The sequence below is a fragment of the Pusillimonas sp. NJUB218 genome, assembly GCF_003788685.1.
Taxonomy (GTDB): domain Bacteria; phylum Pseudomonadota; class Gammaproteobacteria; order Burkholderiales; family Burkholderiaceae_B; genus Neopusillimonas.
The window spans coordinates 54128-71756 of record NZ_NQMK01000010.1 but is presented as its reverse complement, the minus strand read 5'-3'; the positions used below and the strand labels follow the sequence as shown (position 1 = coordinate 71756).

General features: G+C 56.0%; 17 protein-coding genes, 1 tRNA gene and 1 pseudogene. 13 read left to right on the top strand and 6 right to left on the bottom strand.

The features are described from left to right. Positions 1 to 144: 144 nt before the first annotated feature. The 3 genes from CHR62_RS12905 to CHR62_RS15655 all read right to left on the bottom strand — a co-directional run bounded on the left by CHR62_RS12905 (position 145) and on the right by CHR62_RS15655 (position 1751). Complete coding sequence (locus CHR62_RS12905; protein ID WP_123661189.1) at positions 145 to 1293, bottom strand: site-specific integrase; 1149 nt, start codon at positions 1291 to 1293, stop codon at positions 145 to 147. Between the two features lie 188 nt (positions 1294 to 1481). Beyond that, a tRNA-Ile gene (locus CHR62_RS12900) sits at positions 1482 to 1560 on the bottom strand. Between the two features lie 50 nt (positions 1561 to 1610). After that, positions 1611 to 1751 carry a hypothetical protein gene (locus tag CHR62_RS15655; protein ID WP_158609128.1) on the bottom strand — a complete coding sequence of 47 codons (141 nt, stop codon included), beginning with the start codon at positions 1749 to 1751 and terminating at the stop codon, positions 1611 to 1613. A 147-nt stretch (positions 1752 to 1898) separates the two neighbouring features. On the opposite strand from CHR62_RS15655, the gene CHR62_RS12895 reads away from it, so the two are divergent. Both CHR62_RS12895 and CHR62_RS12890 read left to right on the top strand, forming a co-directional pair. Further along, positions 1899 to 2489: a hypothetical protein gene (locus CHR62_RS12895; RefSeq protein ID WP_123661188.1), complete on the top strand. Its 591-nt coding sequence runs from the start codon at positions 1899 to 1901 to the stop codon at positions 2487 to 2489. Positions 2490 to 2768: 279 nt separating this feature from the next. Then, positions 2769 to 4064 (top strand): aspartate carbamoyltransferase, encoded by a 1296-nt coding sequence (locus CHR62_RS12890; RefSeq protein WP_123661187.1) that lies wholly within the window; start codon positions 2769 to 2771, stop codon positions 4062 to 4064. 31 nt (positions 4065 to 4095) lie between these two features. Here CHR62_RS12890 and CHR62_RS12885 read toward each other — a convergent pair whose 3' ends face one another. From CHR62_RS12885 to CHR62_RS12880, 3 genes and pseudogenes are all read right to left on the bottom strand, one after another. Then, entirely contained in the window at positions 4096 to 5244 is a 1149-nt protein-coding gene (locus CHR62_RS12885; RefSeq protein ID WP_123661186.1) for a YhcG family protein, read from the bottom strand. A 17-nt stretch (positions 5245 to 5261) separates the two neighbouring features. Beyond that, positions 5262 to 5426: pseudogene (locus CHR62_RS15850) on the bottom strand (integrase); the annotation flags it as partial. Positions 5427 to 5617: 191 nt separating this feature from the next. Next, complete coding sequence (locus CHR62_RS12880; RefSeq protein WP_123661185.1) at positions 5618 to 6520, bottom strand: recombination-associated protein RdgC; 903 nt, start codon at positions 6518 to 6520, stop codon at positions 5618 to 5620. Between the two features lie 191 nt (positions 6521 to 6711). On the opposite strand from CHR62_RS12880, the gene recA reads away from it, so the two are divergent. From recA to ppa, 11 genes are all read left to right on the top strand, one after another. After that, positions 6712 to 7809 carry a recombinase RecA gene (gene recA, locus CHR62_RS12875; protein WP_233574998.1) on the top strand — a complete coding sequence of 366 codons (1098 nt, stop codon included), beginning with the start codon at positions 6712 to 6714 and terminating at the stop codon, positions 7807 to 7809. A gap of 25 nt (positions 7810 to 7834) precedes the next feature. After that, positions 7835 to 8365, top strand: a complete 531-nt coding sequence (recX, locus tag CHR62_RS12870; protein ID WP_123661184.1) for a recombination regulator RecX — start codon at positions 7835 to 7837, stop codon at positions 8363 to 8365. A gap of 75 nt (positions 8366 to 8440) precedes the next feature. Further along, positions 8441 to 9073, top strand: coding sequence for a DUF2889 domain-containing protein (locus CHR62_RS12865; RefSeq protein WP_123661183.1), 633 nt, complete (start codon positions 8441 to 8443; stop codon positions 9071 to 9073). A gap of 55 nt (positions 9074 to 9128) precedes the next feature. After that, the gene (gene sucC, locus CHR62_RS12860) at positions 9129 to 10289 is read left to right on the top strand and encodes an ADP-forming succinate--CoA ligase subunit beta (RefSeq protein ID WP_123661182.1); all 1161 of its coding nucleotides are present in this window, start codon (positions 9129 to 9131) and stop codon (positions 10287 to 10289) included. Positions 10290 to 10310: 21 nt separating this feature from the next. Further along, entirely contained in the window at positions 10311 to 11192 is an 882-nt protein-coding gene (sucD, locus tag CHR62_RS12855; RefSeq protein WP_093970305.1) for a succinate--CoA ligase subunit alpha, read from the top strand. A 102-nt stretch (positions 11193 to 11294) separates the two neighbouring features. Then, the gene (locus CHR62_RS12850; RefSeq protein ID WP_123661181.1) at positions 11295 to 12014 is read left to right on the top strand and encodes a TerC family protein; all 720 of its coding nucleotides are present in this window, start codon (positions 11295 to 11297) and stop codon (positions 12012 to 12014) included. Between the two features lie 110 nt (positions 12015 to 12124). Then, the gene (gene hemC, locus CHR62_RS12845; RefSeq protein ID WP_123661180.1) at positions 12125 to 13075 is read left to right on the top strand and encodes a hydroxymethylbilane synthase; all 951 of its coding nucleotides are present in this window, start codon (positions 12125 to 12127) and stop codon (positions 13073 to 13075) included. Positions 13076 to 13083: 8 nt separating this feature from the next. Next, positions 13084 to 13980, top strand: coding sequence for a uroporphyrinogen-III synthase (locus CHR62_RS12840; protein WP_123661179.1), 897 nt, complete (start codon positions 13084 to 13086; stop codon positions 13978 to 13980). A gap of 42 nt (positions 13981 to 14022) precedes the next feature. Next, positions 14023 to 15456: a uroporphyrinogen-III C-methyltransferase gene (locus CHR62_RS12835; RefSeq protein ID WP_123661178.1), complete on the top strand. Its 1434-nt coding sequence runs from the start codon at positions 14023 to 14025 to the stop codon at positions 15454 to 15456. Positions 15457 to 15459: 3 nt separating this feature from the next. Continuing rightward, the gene (locus CHR62_RS12830; RefSeq protein WP_123661177.1) at positions 15460 to 16953 is read left to right on the top strand and encodes a heme biosynthesis HemY N-terminal domain-containing protein; all 1494 of its coding nucleotides are present in this window, start codon (positions 15460 to 15462) and stop codon (positions 16951 to 16953) included. Between the two features lie 59 nt (positions 16954 to 17012). Beyond that, positions 17013 to 17546: an inorganic diphosphatase gene (ppa, locus tag CHR62_RS12825; RefSeq protein WP_093970299.1), complete on the top strand. Its 534-nt coding sequence runs from the start codon at positions 17013 to 17015 to the stop codon at positions 17544 to 17546. Positions 17547 to 17629: the final 83 nt, after the last annotated feature.

Genomic DNA, 17629 nt, shown 5'->3' with positions numbered 1-17629 from the left:
TTTAATTCTGCGTCATTCCTTTTTCATTTGCAATTCGAAAATATAGAAAAAGAGCGAAATTAATGTTTTTTGATTGCAATTTGAATGGCAAAGCTGGAAGTTAATTTATAAGCCCCCGCAGTAAAAATGCATTTAGTTGTATTTTTATGCAGTGCGATGCAATTTTTGGTGGGCTTCGTCCAACATTCTCAGCATCACGTCGTCCGAGATATGGACGTACCTCTTGAGGCTCTGAAGGGACTTGTGTCCACTGACCCTTTGTATTTGCAACACTGAAAAGCCTAATTCAGCGAGACGTGTGCATGCTTCATGTCTCAAGTCATGCCAGCGAACATCATTGATGTTTAGCGCCCTGGAGATTTCTTTTAAGTAGCGGTACGCGCGCTCACCGTTTAGCGTGCTAAACACTCTATCGTCCAGGGCTGCACCGATGCGCGGCGTGTTGCCCGCCAGCCCGCGCATAACATTTACTAGCTTTAATGACATGGGGATTGATGCGGGTGTTTCTTTGTTTAATGCGCCGGTGTCTCGAATCGTGATTACTCGGCGTTGCAAATCGACGTCGCGCCAGGTCAGTGAAAAGAGTTTCTCGCGTCGCAGCGCGCATTCAATGGCGGCCTGGTAGGCTGCGCTTAAGTAAAGCAAGTTTGATGTTGCGAGCGTTTTAAATTTTTTGTTGTTTGTGAGCGTCACTGTCAGTGTGTCGCGCTCGCTCGCGCGCGCTTGGTATGCTGCTGCGAGTGCATCAAAAGAATGAATGATTTGCTCGTGCTCTTGTTGTGTGAGCCTGCGTTTGCGCTCTTTGCTGCTGCCCACTTTTAATTTTGATGCGGGGTTTTCAACGTGGAAGTCGCGCTCGGCTTCGAGCCAATCGTACATGCTTTTGATGATTTGAACACTGTTGCGAATTGTGCTCTCGCTGCTGCCTCGCGCTCGCTCACTTTTGATGTACGCGCGCATGTGCTTGCGCGTTAGGTCGCCAATCTTGATGCTTGCATAGTGCGTTGCTTGCCATTTTTTGATGCGGTTTGCGTACGCCTTGGCGTTGCTTGCTGCTAGTGTTTCTTTGCGTTCTTCAAAGAATTCTTCAAGTGCTTGGCCGACGGTGGTTGAGTCTGGCATGCGCATATCAACGCGCGCGGCGTGTCGCACTTTTGCATCAAGCGCTTTGAGAAATTCTTCGGCTTCTAATTTTGTGCGGAATGAGCGCTGGCAGCGAAAGGGTTTTTCGCCTGTGCGGCTGCGGCGATAATTGATGCGCCAGCCTGTTGGCGTTTTGAATGGTTTGGTCATGGTCTTGAATCTTCAAAAAAGTTGAACAAGAACTTTTTTGGCTCAGATCCGCAGGTGATTGCGAATGTGGCTCAAAAAGTGACTTAAATGGTCACAAATTGAGCTCAAGATTCAAAACGCTGCAGCCTCAAAAAATGCAAAAAATTGGTCAAAGCCAGTATTTATGCGGGTTTGCGGCTGTTGGTTTTTGGTGGGCCCCCCGAGAGTCGAACTCGGCACCAACGGATTATGAGTCCGCTGCTCTAACCAGGCATGAGCTAGAGGCCCTTAAAAGGTTACACACCAGCCGCTTGCGCCGCGGCTAATGTGCCAAAAACTTAGTTACCCTGCAACAGTGCAGCGTGCTGGTTAATGCCTGCTGCGCCTTCCATGACGAAAAAGCCAAACAAGGCAACGAAAACCAGCGTAATGATTACCGTGACCAGGCCTGCGGAAAACTTGGGTTTGTCATTAGCCATGTGGGGCCTCCGTAAATTAGTGTTGATTGCGCAATGCATATTAAAGGCGGCATTATAACGACATATTTGCGACATCATCATCGCAAAGCACGTAAAAACAGGCCTGCTAAAATCAGATATCAAATTTGAAGCAAAGGAAGGGGCATCATGAAAACAGTTCATCACGTCGGTCGTTTCTTGTTGCCGCTAGGGCTTTTGGCGCTGGCGGCTTGTCAAACCGTTCCTGTCGGGCAAGGTCAGCAGCAGGGCTCGGCCGCGCCTGCGCCGCAAGCCACAACTGAACAGTCCAAACCGGCTGAAACGGTTCAGGCGACGCGTCAAGGTGCGCCCGTGGCTGTTTTCCTGGCCGACACCGAAAACCACGCGGGCTGGCGTGCGGTGCAAATTCAGGCCGGCACCATTTATCTTAACCCTCAACCCATTATTACCCGCGACGACCTCGACGACGTTCGTGCCGGCACCAGTGCCCAGGGTGAAGGTTTGCTGGCGTTGGGTCTGACCGAACTGGGCAAGAAGAAAGTAGAAGATATTACGGCTGCCAATCCAAATATGCGTCTGGCGCTTGTTGTGGGGCGGACGATGATGGCGGCACCGGGCTACACCACGGCCGTTTCAACCAATCAACTAGTGTTTGGTGTAGGCACCGAAGCCAACGCCACGGCTGCCGCACGGGCCATTGCCGGCGTGCCCCCCGAGCCTGCCGCTACAAGTGGCAGCGCAGCCGATTCAGGCAATTAATTGGTTTTATGCGCGGATGCAAATAAAGGTGGCATTTCAGGGTAGCTGGGGTGTAACAACCACAGCAACAGCAATGGCGGTAAATATCACGGTATAGAAAACGCGCTTTTTTGCACCAACCCACGCTGTCCTGTTTCTCTGTCTTACCCGTACCAGAACAACGCCCGCTCACCTTTTCAGGGAGTGGGCGTTGTTTTTTGTCAAAACTGCGTATATAAACCTCGTCTTTGCGAGTCGCGCAAAATAAAATATACGCACTGCGTACATTAAGGGGTTTCCATGTCTGTCTCTCAACAAGTTTTTCTGCGCGATGCTATGCGCCGCCTCAATCTCACGCGTGACGTTTTTGCTGCGCGTATTGGCGTCAAACGTCGTGCCCTCGACACATGGTTGCTCCCGGAAGGGTCGCAAGAAGCCCGCAATATGCCCGAAGTCGTGGGGCGGTTCGTTACCGAAATCGTTGAAAACGAATCGTTGCTGCAAAAGTATGCGCAAAGCGCGCAATCGGGCCCGTTGCGTCAACGTATTGCCGTTGATGGCAAGCACCAGTTGTTGTCCGTTGATCAGTTCTCGCGCGAATCAGTTGAAGAGCTGTTCCGCATTGCTGACCTGATGCAGCCGATTGCGCGCCGGCAAAAGGTGTCGCGCGTACTTGAAGGTGCTGTGCTGGGTAACTTGTTCTTCGAGGCCAGTACGCGTACCCGTGTTAGTTTTGGCGCGGCGTTTTGCCGCCTGGGCGGGTCTGTGTGCGACACGACGGGTTTTACCTTTTCTTCGATGGCCAAGGGCGAATCTATTTACGATACCAGCCGCGTACTTAGCGGCTATGTCGATGCCATGGTTATCCGGCACCCCGACCAGGGGTCGGTAGCTGAATTTGCGCGCGCAACGAATATCCCTGTCGTGAATGGCGGTGACGGCCCGGGCGAACACCCCAGCCAGGCCTTGCTTGACCTGTACACCATTCTGACCGAGTTCTCGCGCTTGGGTAAGTTGCTTGACGGCGCGCATATTGCGCTGGTGGGCGACCTGAAGTACGGCCGTACCGTGCACTCATTGATCAAGTTGCTGGCCTTGTACCGCGGCCTAAAATTTACCTTGGTGGCGCCCAAGGGCCTGGAAATGCCCGACTACATTCTTGAGCAGGTCGGCCGTCGTGGCGGGCACGTGATCGAGCAAACGCATTCGTTGGAAGAGGGCCTGGTTGGGGCCGATGTGATCTATGCCACCCGCGTGCAAAAAGAGCGCTTTTCCGGCGAAGATCTGGAGGGTTACAGCGCCGACTTCCAGGTCAACAAAGCCATTGTCGACCAATGTTGCGGCCCCGACGTCATTGTTATGCACCCCTTGCCGCGCGACAGCCGCGAAGGGGCCAATGACTTAAGCGTTGACCTGAACGATGATCCGCGCTTGGCCATTTTCCGTCAAACTGATAACGGTATCCCTGTGCGGATGGCGATTTTTGCGGTGTTGCTGGGGGTAGAGGGGCTGGTGCAGCATTCGCTACGCGATGTGACCTGGAGCCCGCCGTCGCATATTGGGCCCGACGACAGTATTTTCCATGGGATTGATTAACTCAAAGCCCGCCAGCTTTTTGCACAAGCACTCAGGATAGCGTTTCACGAGACTCAAGCAGACGTCGCGAGTTCTCAATTTCTTTTTGCAGCAGCTCGGCTTCTGGCAATACCGTTCGGTAGTTCGCTGCCATTACCGTGGTCGGCAAGCTCTCTAAAGCATACCGTGCCAAGGCGCGGCCTTTGTCTGCGCACAGGATCAGGCCGACCGGAGGGTTTTCGTCCGGGTAGGCCCAATGCGCCTTGGCATAGTTGCAGTACATGTGCATCTGGCCTACGTCAGCATGGGTCAGACTACCCAGTTTTAGGTCGACAATGACTAGGCAGCGCAGCTTGCGATGGAACAGCAATAGATCCACGCGATACCAGGTCTGGTCGATACGTAACCGGCGTTGTCGCCCAACGAAGGTAAAGCCTTCACCCAGCTCCAGCAAGAAGTCTTCCAGTCGCTGGATCAAAGCTGCTTCCAAATCGGATTCCGAATATTCATCCTTCAGGTCAAGGAATTCAAGCACATAGGGGTCTTTGAGTGCGTCATTGCGCGTGACGGCATCTTCAGGTTTGGCCACCGAGCCTTTGGCTAGCATGGTTGTCTTGTCTTTGAACAGGGCTGTGCGTTCATAGAATTGGCTTCCAATTTGCCGGTTGAGCTGGCGCACGCTCCAGCCGCCGCGTAGCGCCTCGGCTTCGTAAAACTGACGGGCGTGGTCATCTTTGACTGACAGTAACCGGACATAGGCCGACCATGGCAGGGGGAAGACCTGGGACAGTTCTGAGAGGTCGAATTTCCTAGACACCGTCTCGGATTTCTTGGCAGGCGAATCATTTCCTAATTTCCCAGGCAGTGTTTGAGAAATCTCGGGCGGGGGGTATGCGATAAAGAAGCGCCGCATGTTTTCCAGGTTGTCTGGGCTGAATCCGCGCCCGAATCGGGCCGTCAGATCGGCGGACAATCGTTCCATCAACTGCTCGCCGTAACCTGCCCGCCGCCTGCCTTTCTGCTCGGCTTCGACGATTCGGCGACCAATCTCCCAATAGCTCGCAGTCATCAATGCGTTGACGCTGCGCGCAGCTGCCAGGCGCGCCGTATTTAGCAGCTCCACGATGCTGCCGTGAATGCCCGCATATCCAGCTGGTAAAGCGGTAGTTTGCCGTGTTGCCAAGGGCGCCTTCCGTGTCATGCAGTTGTCTCCATAGATCAGGATGCCCTGGCGATCGCCCGCCGTCGATGCGCTAGCAGTTCGGCCGCATTCTCTACAAGCGTGTGGTCAGTAGGAACATAGCGCATAAACATTGCCACGGTCTTGTGACCTGTGAGCTTCATGTCCACCTTGGTTGGCACGTCAGATTTGTCAATGTTGGTAGCTTCCCAAGGAGGGGTGCTGGACTGGAAGCCTCGTCAAGCTTCTGAAGTGAGTTTGTATAAGTTTTTGATATAGCTGCTGTATCGAGTTCTGGTCTAAGTCAGGCAGTTGCGGTGCCTAAGTTGTCGTCAAAAAAAAAGTCCGGCGCAGTCACCTGCGCCGGACTTTTTTTACGTCTACCTGCGAGTTACTACCGAACGGCTTTCTCGCCGCCCAGTGCGTTGATGAGGTCGTCGAGCAATTTGGACAATTCGCCTGTCATAAGCGCAAAGTCGGTGTCGAAGGCGTCGGCATCGTTGGCGCCGGTGACATCGGGGTTTTCTTTGATGACGTCGAGCGGGGCGACGCGTTTGATGTCGAGCCCGTCGGTAAGTACAAACGAGATGCGGTCGGCCCAAGTAAGGGCCAGGCGCGTACATTGCTTGCCGTTCTCAACGTGTTTACGCACTTCGGCAGACTCGAGCGAGTGGCGTACATAGCGAACCGCTGCGCCGCTTTCGCTGGTTGAACGTAATTCGGTGTCTTGGTCGATGCTGAATCCGCCCGGGGCCTCGTCGTCGACCAACCAGCTTGTCATGGCCGAAGCAGGGGACATTTCGGTGTATAGCGGGCTAACGGGGAACGGGTCAAATACCTTGGCCAGCATGCCCAGGACTTCATCGCTTTTGGCGCTGGCCGCCGCGTCGATAACCAACCAGTGGTTGCGGGTGTCGACCCAGACGCGGGTGTCGCGGTACACGCTGAACGCTTTGGGCAGCAGTTCTTCAGTGACCCGTTCTTTGATTTCTTTCATTTGTTTGCGGCCGGGCTTGTAGCCTTGCTGCTCTTCGATGTCTTGAGCGCGAGCGCGAGCCACCTGGTTGACCACGGTGCTGGGCAACAGTTTTTTGTCGGCGCGCAGGCTGAACAGCAGTTGGCCATTTAAGGCGTGGACCAGCCCCAGGCCTTCGGCCGGTGGTACCCAACCCAGGCTTTGCATGTCTTGGCTGCTGCCGGGGCGAAACGCCATTTTTTCAAGGGCTTCTTCGATGGCGTTGACCGAAAGCGACCAGGTGGGGGCAAGACGAAAGACTTTGAGATTTTTGAACCACATAGGGTAGCTGCCTGAACAAGAAGAAAGAAAGCGGGTGATTGTAAGGCCAAAAAAACCGGAATGATCCACCCGTAGATATACCCAGGCGACGCCTGGGTAGATGGCAAGAAACCCATTGTACAGTTGTTTATCTGTATTTTTATACAGTATAATTTGATGCAATAATTCAATTTTTTCCCCAAGGAACCAGCATGGACGCTAAACAAAGCAAAACCGCTTCCGCAGAACGCGCCAAAGCGCTCTCGGCGGCCCTGTCGCAAATCGAAAAGCAGTTTGGTAAGGGCTCGGTGATGCGTTATGGCGATAACCAGGTCGAACACGACATCCAGGTGGTCTCTACAGGTTCGTTGGGGCTCGACATTGCTTTGGGCGTCGGTGGTTTGCCGCGTGGCCGCGTCATTGAAATCTACGGCCCAGAATCCTCCGGTAAAACCACGCTTACGCTGCAAGTCATCGCCGAAATGCAAAAAATTGGCGGCACATGTGCGTTTATCGATGCCGAACACGCGCTCGACGTGCAGTATGCCTCGCGCCTCGGCGTCAATCTGTCTGACTTGCTTATTTCCCAGCCCGACACGGGCGAACAAGCCCTCGAAATCACCGATGCGCTGGTTCGCTCGGGCGGTGTCGATCTTATCGTTATCGACTCGGTCGCGGCGTTGGTGCCCAAAGCCGAAATCGAAGGCGACATGGGCGATTCTCTCCCCGGTTTGCAGGCCCGCCTCATGAGCCAGGCCCTGCGCAAACTGACGGCAAACATCAAGCGTGCCAACTGCATGGTTATTTTCATTAACCAAATCCGCATGAAAATCGGCGTCATGTTCGGCAACCCCGAAACCACCACCGGCGGTAATGCGCTCAAGTTCTACTCGTCCGTCCGCCTCGATATCCGCCGTATTGGCTCAATCAAAAAGGGCGACGAGGTCGTCGGCAACGAAACCCGCGTAAAAGTTGTTAAAAACAAGGTGGCCCCGCCGTTCAAGCAGGCCGAATTCGACATCATGTACGGTGCGGGTATCTCCCGCGAAGGCGAAGTCATCGACTTGGGCGTGCAGGCGGGTATTGTCGACAAGGCTGGCGCCTGGTTCAGTTACAACGGTACGCGTATTGGTCAAGGTAAAGACAACGTCCGCGAATACCTTAAAGAGCACCCTGAGATGGCTTTCGAAATCGAAAACCGTGTGCGAGACCAAATGGGTGTTGTGGCGCGTGCGCAGGCCAAGGCCTACGCCGAATCGGGTGACTCTCCCGCCCCTGGCGAAGACCTTGAAGGCAAGCCCGAAGACTAATCAACCGCATTAGCGTTTGCGCTCCATGGCTGGTTCCCCCGACGACGATTTCGAGCAACTCGCGCCCGACGCGGCTCCCGGTCGGCGTCCGGGTGTTTCACGTACGGGGCCTTCGCTTAAAGCGCGGGCCATCGGCTATTTGTCTCGGCGCGAGCATTCCCGGGCCGAGCTCCAGCGCAAGCTTGCGCCGCACACCAACCCCGACGACCCCGACGAGCTCACCCGCGTGCTCGACGAGCTTGAGCGCGAAAAATGGCAGTCCAATCAGCGTTTTGCGCAAAGTCTGGTACATCGTCGGGCATCTAAAAAGGGTGCGGCCGTGGTTGTTCAAGAACTGCGTCGTCATGGTGTGGCCGACGACGATGTCGCCGCCATCCACGATCAGCTCAAGGCTACCGAATACGATCGTGCCAAAGCAGTGTGGCAACGCAAGTTTGGCGCGCCGCCGGTCGACTCAAAAGAATATGCCCGTCAAATGCGTTTTTTGGCGTCGCGCGGGTTTTCGCCGGCCATTTTGCGCCGTATTCTGGGCGACCTCGACGACTTTCCCGAATAGGCCCGGGTTATGCCAAGCGCCGGGCAGTGCGTTATACTTGAAGAGTTTATCGCCCTACAGCATTAACTAACATTCATGCCTTTGCCACCATCATCTGTTGCTCGCGAGCACGTGCACACACGCTCAATGCGTGTCAACGCATACGCCCGAGACGACGGCCAATGGGATCTCGAAGCCGAACTTATCGACGTTAAAGGCTACGATTTCCCCAAATCGGGTGGCACCATTCACAAGGCCGGGCAGCCTGTGCATCATATGCATCTTCGTCTCACCATCACCGAAGATTTCACCATCACCGATGCGGTTGCGGCCTACGATGCGGCCCCGTACAACGAATATTGTTCTTCCATCGCGCCCGACTACAAAGATATGGTCGGCATGAACCTGCTGCGTGGGTTTCGTCAGGCCGTCAAGGCGCGCTTCGCTCGTACCGAAGGCTGTACGCATTTATCCGAGTTGTCTTACATTTTGCCTACGGCGGCCGTTCAAACCATGGCCGGACGCCGTCGCAAGCAGGCTGAGTCCGATGCATCCCAGGCCGAACAGGGCGATAAGCCGGCCCGGCGTCCGTTTCACATAGAAGGGTGTCATGCCCTTCGGGTCGATAGCCCCATGACCCTGAAGTTTTATCCCCAGTGGTACGTCAAGCCCGGGTCCGATACCGAGCCCGGCACGTCGGAGCCAGGGGGCGCAACCTCTGCCGGCTAGCCGGTGTCATCACAGGCAAGTTTTTTTCTTATTTTTACGTTCTGACAGGTAACAAATGAAAATTCACGAGTATCAAGGCAAGGAACTGCTGAAGAAATTTGGCGTTACAGTGCCGCGCGGGATTCCTGCTTTCTCCGTTGACGAAGCCGTTGCCGCTGCTGAAAAGCTCGGTGGCCCTGTGTGGGTCGTCAAGGCGCAAATCCACGCGGGTGGCCGCGGTAAGGGCGGCGGCGTCAAGCTGGCACGCTCGATCGACGAAGTTCGCCAATTGTCGTCCGAAATTCTGGGCATGCAGCTCGTTACGCACCAAACCGGCCCCGAAGGCCAGAAAGTGCGCCGCCTGCTCATTGAAGAAGGCGCCGACATCAAGAAAGAATACTACGTTGGTATCGTTACCGACCGTGGCACGCAGCGCGTTTGCGTTATGGCGTCCAGCGAAGGTGGTATGGACATCGAAGAAGTGGCCGAGCACAGTCCCGAGAAAATCCTGAAAGTGTTTGTCGACCCGAAAACTGGTCTGACCGACGCCGAGGCTGCTGAACTGGCCCGTGGTATTGGCGTGCCCGAGACATCGGTTGCCAAAGCTGCCGCCGAGTTCCAGAAGCTTTACAAAGCCTACTGGGATACCGACTCTTCGTTGGCCGAAATCAACCCGCTCATCCTGACGGGTTCGGGCGACATCATCGCGCTCGACGCCAAGTTCAACTTCGACTCCAACGCGTTGTTCCGTCACCCCGAAATCGTGGCTTATCGCGACCTCGACGAAGAAGATCCCGCTGAAGTCGAAGCCAGCAAATTTGACCTGGCTTACATTCAGCTCGACGGTAACATCGGCTGCCTGGTCAACGGTGCCGGTCTGGCCATGGCCACCATGGACACCATCAAGCTGTTCGGCGGCGAGCCTGCCAACTTCCTCGACGTTGGTGGTGGTGCAACCGCCGAGAAAGTCACCGAAGCTTTCAAGATCATGCTCAAAAACGAAGGCGTCAAGGCCATCTTGGTCAACATCTTCGGTGGCATCATGCGCTGCGATGTTATTGCCGAAGGCGTTATCGCCGCATGCAAGGCCGTTAACCTCAATGTGCCGTTGGTCGTGCGCATGAAGGGTACCAACGAAGAGCTGGGCAAGAAGCTGCTGGCCGAGTCCGGTTTGCCCATCATCAGTGCTGACACCATGGCCGAAGCCGCGACCAAAGTCGTTGCCGCCACGAAATAAGAATTAGTCGAGGATTTGTAAATGTCGATCTTGATCAACAAAGACACAAAAGTCATTACCCAGGGTATGACCGGCAAAACCGGTCAGTTCCATACCCGCATGTGCCGCGAATACGCAAACGGCAAGAACGCGTTTGTGGCCGGTGTACACCCCAAGAAAGCCGGCGAGAACTTCGAAGGCGTGCCTATTTACGCTTCCGTCAAAGAAGCCAAAGCTGAAACCGGTGCCACCGTTTCGGTTATTTATGTACCCCCCGCAGGTGCAGCTGAAGCCATCTGGGAAGCGGTCGACGCCGACCTTGACCTGGTGATCTGCATTACCGAAGGTATCCCCGTACGCGACATGCTCGAACTGCGTAACCGCATGCGCGATCAGAACAAGACCTCTTTGGTTCTGGGCCCGAACTGCCCCGGCCTCATCACCCCCGACGAACTGAAAATCGGCATTATGCCCGGCCACATTTCGCGCAAGGGTCGTATTGGCGTGGTCAGCCGTTCCGGCACGCTTACTTACGAAGCGGTTGCACAGCTGACCGAACTCGGTCTGGGCCAGTCGACTGCCGTGGGTATTGGTGGTGACCCCATCAATGGTCTGAAGCACGTTGACGTTCTGAAAATGTTCAACGACGACCCCGACACCGATGCCGTCATCATGATCGGTGAAATCGGTGGCCCTGACGAAGTCAACGCTGCACTTTGGGCCAAAGACAACATGAAAAAACCTGTTGTCGGCTTTATTGCTGGTGTTACCGCCCCTCCCGGAAAGCGCATGGGTCACGCCGGTGCGCTCATTTCGGGCGGTGCCGACACGGCCGACGCTAAACTCGAAGTGATGGAAGCTTGCGGTATTCGTACCACGCGCGACCCCTCCGAAATGGGCAAGTTGCTCAAATCGGTGCTGTAATACCCGGCACTCCGGAAAAGGCTCGCTCCGGCGGGCCTTTTTTTGGTGGGTATATTTTCACGGTTTTACTTTGCCCGCTTTGTCGGGTAATCAGGACGTCAAATGGTCGAGTTTTTCGAATCGCTGCACTGGGGTGTATTGTTCCAGATCGTGATGATCGATATCTTGCTCGGGGGAGACAACGCCGTCGTTATTGCACTGGCGTGTCGCAAGCTCGAGGCGCGTCAGCGCTTGCAAGGTATCTTGTGGGGCACCGCAGGTGCGATTTTCCTTCGTGTGGTGCTGATTTTCTTTGCGCTCACGCTGCTCGGTATTCCGTTCCTGAAGTTGGCCGGCGCCATTTTGCTGGTCTGGATCGGAGTCAAGTTACTGATTCCCGACGAAGATCACCATGGCAATATTACGGCCAGCCAATCGGTTTGGGCGGCGGTTAAAACCATTCTGGTGGCCGACTTCGTCATGAGTCTGGATAACGTCATCGCCATTGCTGGTGCGGCCCAGAACACAACGGCCGACCATCAAATGGGCTATGTTATTTTTGGTTTGTTGCTCAGCGTGCCCATTATTATCTGGGGCAGCACCTTGGTGCTCAAGCTTATCGATCGCTTTCCGCTGGTCATTACGCTGGGTGCGGCGCTGCTGGGCTGGATTGCCGGCGGCATGCTGGTAACCGACGTCATTCTTACCGATCAGTTCGGTCAACCAACGTCATTGGTTAAGTACAGTGCCGAAATCGTCGGCGCGCTGGCCGTTGTTTTGGTAGGTAAATTTATTGCGTCACGTAAAGTGGCTACTCAGGGGAAATCACATGGGCCTGTTTAAACAAAAAGAAGGTGACAAAGGACTGACCCTGTTGCAGGGGCTGGGCATTTTGGCGCTGATAGGTATTGTTGCCTACATTGCATTGTCTTATTTCGCAGGTTAATCAGCATATGACAGCATCTCCTCGCAAACTGGTAATTGCGACTCGGGCCAGCCGGCTGGCTTTGTGGCAGGCCTATCATGTGCGCGACCTTCTTCTAAAGCTATACCCCGATTGCGATGTTAGCCTGCTCGAAATGACGACTCGCGGCGATCAGATTCTCGATCGTTCGCTGTCCAAGGTGGGCGGCAAGGGGTTGTTTGTCAAAGAACTCGAAAATGCCTTGCTCGATGGCCGTGCCGATTTGGCTGTGCACTCGCTCAAAGACGTGCCCGTCGAATTGACCTTGCCGTTTTCGCTGGCCGTCATTCTCGAACGTGATGATCCGCGCGACGCCTTTGTGTCGAATCAGTACGCCACTCTGGCCGATATGCCGGCCGGTGCTGTCGTGGGTACGTCCAGCTTGCGGCGCGAATCGCAAATTCGTGCGGCTTATCCGCATCTGCAGGTCAAGCCGCTGCGTGGCAACCTCGACACCCGTCTGGGCAAGCTCGACAAGGGCGAGTTCGACGCCATTATTTTGGCCGCCGTCGGGTTGCGTCGTTTGGGCCTCGAAAGCCGGATCCGGTCGTGTATCGAGCCTGAGCAAAGTTTGCCGGCCGCTGGGCAGGGCGCGTTGGGCATCGAAGTCATGGCCGACCGAGCCGACCTAGCGCAATGGCTGGCACCGTTGCAGTGCGCCCAGTCGGCCGCCCGGGCACAGGCCGAGCGCGCAGTGTCGCGCGTTCTAGGGGGCTCATGCCAGGTGCCTCTGGCCGCATTTGCTCAGCTCGAAGGCGATATCATTCGCGTCGATGCGCTGGTGGCCGAACCCGATGGCAGCCAGGTCATCAGTGCGCAAGGTCGTGCGCCTGTGGCTCAAGCGTTGCAACTGGGCGAGCAGGTCGCGCGCGAGTTATTGCAAAAGGGTGCACAGCCGATTCTCGATCGGCTGCAGCAAGCGCAGCCGCCGTCTAATTAGCGCTTCGCATGAGGGGACTTGATTCGCCCTTGGTTGTGTTAACCCGGCCTGAAGGCAAGAATGCACCGTTGGCCGCGGTGCTTCAAGCCAAGGGCTTGATGGTGTTCGATCTTCCCGCCCTGCAGATACACCCGGCTCAGCCCGATCCGGTCGGGTTTTCGGCGCTCGAAAATTTTGATTTGGTAGTTTTTGTTAGCCGCATCGCGCTTACGTCGTATCAGTGGCAACAGGCGCAGCTTTTAGGCGCATCTGCGATGGGCGGCAAGGGAACGGCAGTATTAGGTCAAGCTTCCGCTCGAACACCACTACAGATGTCGTTCGAACCGACTCGGTCGCAGGGCCACCGCCCCAAATACCTGGCTGCCGTCGGCCCGTCAACGGCGGTGGCGTTGGCCCAGTTCAATCAAGGGCTGTCGGCGCGGATTCTAGCCCCGCCGCAGGGGGCATCGCACGACTCTGAAGGTTTGTGGCAGGTGCTGCAGCCGCATCTGCCAGAAATTCAAAGCGCTTTGATTGTGCGAGGTCAGGCGGGCCGCGATTGGCTAGGCGAACAGCTTGTGCGTGCCGGTGTTCAGGTCGTGCGTCATGCCAGCTATGCGCGGTTGCCTTCCGCCTGGACGCCCGAGCAAGTATTGCAGCTGGCTGCAATGGCCGATCGGGGGCAGCCCACAATATGGCTGTTGACCAGTGTGCACGGTGTCGATGCTATTTTCGATCAGCTGCGTCGGCATCAGCTATTGAAGGTGATGGCCAATGCACGTTTCGTGGCTATCCATGACCGCATTGCCCAGCGTTTAAAATCGCAAATTACGGTGTGTTGCGGCGCTGACGCCCAGCCAGCGGTTACACTATGCGCTACAGACAATGCGTCCATGGCCGATGCCTTGGTCGCAGTGGCCCGATAAGACCGCGCCGGTTTCAAAGGCGCTAACGATTAGAATTTAGCCATGACTGAACCTAAAGCTTCTTCATCTACCGACCAGGCCCCTGGCGATATAGTCCAAGATAATAAAAATACCGCAAAGGCCAATGCTGCAAAGGCAGCTTCCACGCCGCAGGCGTCCAAAGGGCGCAAGGGCTCGGGCGGCACAACGGTCGTCGTGGTATTGCTTGTACTGGTTGTGGTGCTTGCGGGTGTTGCTTGGTTTCAGTACCACTCATGGCAGCAAGCCCATCAGAACATTACGCTGCAGCTTGCCCAAAGCAAGGCGGCGGCCGGGCAGGCCGATCAGCTTGCACGTCAGGCGCAAGCCGTGGCCGATGCTCAAGCTGCGCAATTGGCTCAACTTCAATCGCAGGTGGGCGAACTGCAGTCGCAAATCGGCAGTCTCGATCAGGCGTTTCAGGTACTCACCGACAGCGGCTCCGATCTGGTCTTGCTGAACGATATCGACCATCTGGTTTCTATTGCCAATCAACAAATTTTGTTGGGCGGCAATGTGGCCAATGCCGTCGTTGCACTTGAAACTGCCCAGGCTCGTTTGGCACGCGCCAACCGCCCAGCGCTGGCTTCTTTGCAGCAAACGCTTAATGGCGATCTTGAGCGCCTGCGTGCGGCGGCGACCGTAGACGTTGCCTCGGTGTCACGCCAGCTCGAGCAATTGGGCGGGCTACTCAGTCAGGCCCCGTTGCTGGTTCCCGACGACGCCGCGCCGCAAATAGATACCTCCGAACGCGACGCCGCGCTAAAGCCGTCCCAGGCATCGCCTGAGTTCCATTCTGACCCTAACGCGCCTTGGTGGCGTAATGGCCTGGACGCCGGCGCGCACTGGGCCAATCAGGCCTGGGGCGTGGTACGGCACGACCTGGCCGGTTTTATTAGTGTTCGTCGTGTCGATAACGAATCGGCCCTACTCATTTCGCCCGATCAGGCCGATCAGTTGCGCCTCACGCTTCGTCTGCGTCTTATGACGGCGCAGCTTGCGCTAATGATGCGTCAGCCCGAGGTCTGGAAGACCGAGATGCAGGCTGTTGGCCAGGCACTGCAATCGCATTTCGATAAGCAATCACCGTTAACACAGCGTGCCGCTTTGCTGGCGTCACGTCTGGTCGATACCCCCGTCGATGCTAAGCTGCCAGCACCGGCGCAAACTCTGCAGGTGCTTGAAACCCTACGCCAGGAAAGCGCACAGGCTCTCGAGCGCCGTCGCAGCCCCTCATCCCTCGAGGCACCGGAAGCCGAATCTGTACCTTCACCTGCCGAAGCGCGTTCGCCTGACACGTCCGCACCGGCGCAAACAGGTATGCCAGCATCCGGCCAAGAGCCTGAGCCAGCGTCAGCTCCCGCCCAGACGCCGTCTGCACCCGCCGCTGCCGCGCAACCTGCCGATGGGGCATCCGTATCTGCGGTCCGTTCGGCTTTGGCCGTTGTTCGGGGGTAAGGCATGAGAACCTGGTTCTGGACTCTGATTGTTCTAGCGCTGGCCGTGGCGCTTGGCGTTGTGCTTAAAGAGCATAGTGGCAACGTTCTTATCGTTGCGCAGCCGTGGCGCATCGAACTCTCGCTGACGCTGGCCGTTTTGTTGCTGGTTGCCGCGTTTGTCGTTTTTTATATTGTGTTGCGTGTTCTGGCCTGGTTTTCGTCAGGCCCTGAGCGCTTTCGTTCGTGGCGTGGTTCGCGCGCACGTAAACGCGATCACGAACAACTTGAAAAAGGCTGGTTGCTGGTGCTAGAGGGCCGTTATGCGCAAGCCGAACAAGAATTGTCGCGCTTGCTGGCACGTACGCGTTCCGTCAATACGCGTGTATTGGCAGGTTTGGCGCTGGCGCGTGCCTGCCACCACGAGGGCGAAATCGCCCGTCGTGACGAGGCACTGGGGCTTGCGCAAGCCGCCGCCGCCAAAGATGGCCGCCTGAAAGAAGCCTGGGCTACGGCTGCGGCCGAAATGTATCTTGACCAGAATCGTGCTCAAGAGGCGCTGGGCCTGTTGCAGCCTTTGCACGATGGTAGTGCCAAGCACGTCAATGCGACCCGTTTGCTGCTGAAAGCGCATCAGCAATTGGGTAATTTTGATCAAGTGTTCGAGCTGACCCGTCAACTGATGCGTCGTGGAGCGATTGATCGCGCGCAGGCTATGCCGCTTATCGCGCTTTCCGCGTCCGAGCGTCTGCGTGCTGCCGGTCCGGATGGCTTTCGTACTATTTGGGGCGAACTTAAAGGCGACGAAAAAAACTTGCCTGAAATTGCCTTGGCTGCTGCGCACGTCCGTCAATTGGGTGGGCACGATGAAGAAGCCGGGAAAATTCTTGAGTCAGCCCTGTCGGTTCAACTCGACGCGCGCTTGCTGGCTGCGTATGCGCAGTGTTCGCCTGAACTGGTCAGCCGCCGCATCAATAAAGCCGAGGTCTGGCTGAAAACCCATCCTGACGATGCTGCCTTGCTGACGACATTGGGGCAATTGTGCCTGACCGGTCAGCTGTGGGGCCCTGGTGAGCGCTACTTGCAACGCAGCATGTTGATCCGCAGTGATGCGCGTATTCATGCCTTGTTGGGCAGCTTGTACGATCGTTTAGGCCGTACGGACGATGCCATGACACACTGGCGCCAGGCTTCAGGCGTAACAGGTGCCTTGCTGCCTTTGCAGGCGAGTACTGTGTTGCCGCCGGCCGATACGCGCGCCGACCCGTCATTGGTCGACGTCGATAACCTCGAGTCTATCGAGCCTGTTGTGTCTGATGCGCCGCCTGTTGCAGCCAGTGCAGCCGATTATTTCGACGATACGGCTGCGACAGCCACTCAGCCTGCCGAAGCGGGCAAGTCGTCCCGCTATGCTCAAACGCCTGTGGGGGATTTTGACGAGTATTTTGACAGTGCGCCGATACCCGGGGTCGATGTGTCGCAAACCTCCGACCGTCCCAAAGGTGGCGAGCACCGCTAGGCGGGTAGTTCAAAACAGATTTTTGTTAGCGTATTTCTTATTGTTTAAGGTTTGAAATCATGAGTTTAGATCGCGTGCCTGCGGGCTCGAAATTGCCTGACGAATTCAACGTCATTATCGAAATTCCCATGAATGCCGACCCGGTCAAATACGAGGTCGATAAAGATTCGGGCGCGGTGTTTGTCGACCGTTTCATGCTGACTGCCATGCATTACCCGGCCAACTATGGTTATATTCCAGAAACCATCTCCGACGATGGCGACCCGGTTGATGTGTTGGTTGTTGCTCCGTTCCCCATCCAGATCGGTGCGGTAATTCGCTGCCGTGCCATCGGTGTTCTGAACATGGACGACGAAGCGGGTGGTGACGCCAAGTTACTGGCTGTTCCGGTCGACAAGCTTTACCCGCCTTACCGTCATATCCAGACGCCCGAAGATCTTCCTGCAGAAGATCTGGCCCGTATCCAGCACTTCTTCGAGCACTATAAAGACCTCGAGAAAGGCAAGTGGGTCAAGGTCAAGGGCTGGGACGGCGCCGAAGCCGCCCGCAAAGAGATTACCGACAGCGCTGCGCGTTACGCCGCACAGAAGTAATCGTTAATACGTAAAACGCCTGGGCCCCGTTGCAAATACTAAATTGCAACGGGGCCCAGGCGTTTTTGTGCGTGGTCTGCTTT

Coding starts and splice junctions, on each gene's coding strand:
- CHR62_RS15655 (WP_158609128.1), bottom strand. CDS start 1,751: ATGGCTAATGACAAACCCAAGTTTTCCGCAGGCCTGGTCACGGTAATC.
- CHR62_RS12850 (WP_123661181.1), top strand. CDS start 11,295: ATGGTCGAGTTTTTCGAATCGCTGCACTGGGGTGTATTGTTCCAGATC.
- CHR62_RS12885 (WP_123661186.1), bottom strand. CDS start 5,244: ATGACACGGAAGGCGCCCTTGGCAACACGGCAAACTACCGCTTTACCA.
- CHR62_RS12895 (WP_123661188.1), top strand. CDS start 1,899: ATGAAAACAGTTCATCACGTCGGTCGTTTCTTGTTGCCGCTAGGGCTT.
- CHR62_RS12830 (WP_123661177.1), top strand. CDS start 15,460: ATGAGAACCTGGTTCTGGACTCTGATTGTTCTAGCGCTGGCCGTGGCG.
- CHR62_RS12865 (WP_123661183.1), top strand. CDS start 8,441: ATGCCTTTGCCACCATCATCTGTTGCTCGCGAGCACGTGCACACACGC.
- hemC (WP_123661180.1), top strand. CDS start 12,125: ATGACAGCATCTCCTCGCAAACTGGTAATTGCGACTCGGGCCAGCCGG.
- recA (WP_233574998.1), top strand. CDS start 6,712: ATGGACGCTAAACAAAGCAAAACCGCTTCCGCAGAACGCGCCAAAGCG.
- sucC (WP_123661182.1), top strand. CDS start 9,129: ATGAAAATTCACGAGTATCAAGGCAAGGAACTGCTGAAGAAATTTGGC.
- recX (WP_123661184.1), top strand. CDS start 7,835: ATGGCTGGTTCCCCCGACGACGATTTCGAGCAACTCGCGCCCGACGCG.
- CHR62_RS12880 (WP_123661185.1), bottom strand. CDS start 6,520: ATGTGGTTCAAAAATCTCAAAGTCTTTCGTCTTGCCCCCACCTGGTCG.
- CHR62_RS12890 (WP_123661187.1), top strand. CDS start 2,769: ATGTCTGTCTCTCAACAAGTTTTTCTGCGCGATGCTATGCGCCGCCTC.
- ppa (WP_093970299.1), top strand. CDS start 17,013: ATGAGTTTAGATCGCGTGCCTGCGGGCTCGAAATTGCCTGACGAATTC.
- CHR62_RS12840 (WP_123661179.1), top strand. CDS start 13,084: ATGAGGGGACTTGATTCGCCCTTGGTTGTGTTAACCCGGCCTGAAGGC.
- CHR62_RS12905 (WP_123661189.1), bottom strand. CDS start 1,293: ATGACCAAACCATTCAAAACGCCAACAGGCTGGCGCATCAATTATCGC.
- CHR62_RS12835 (WP_123661178.1), top strand. CDS start 14,023: ATGACTGAACCTAAAGCTTCTTCATCTACCGACCAGGCCCCTGGCGAT.
- sucD (WP_093970305.1), top strand. CDS start 10,311: ATGTCGATCTTGATCAACAAAGACACAAAAGTCATTACCCAGGGTATG.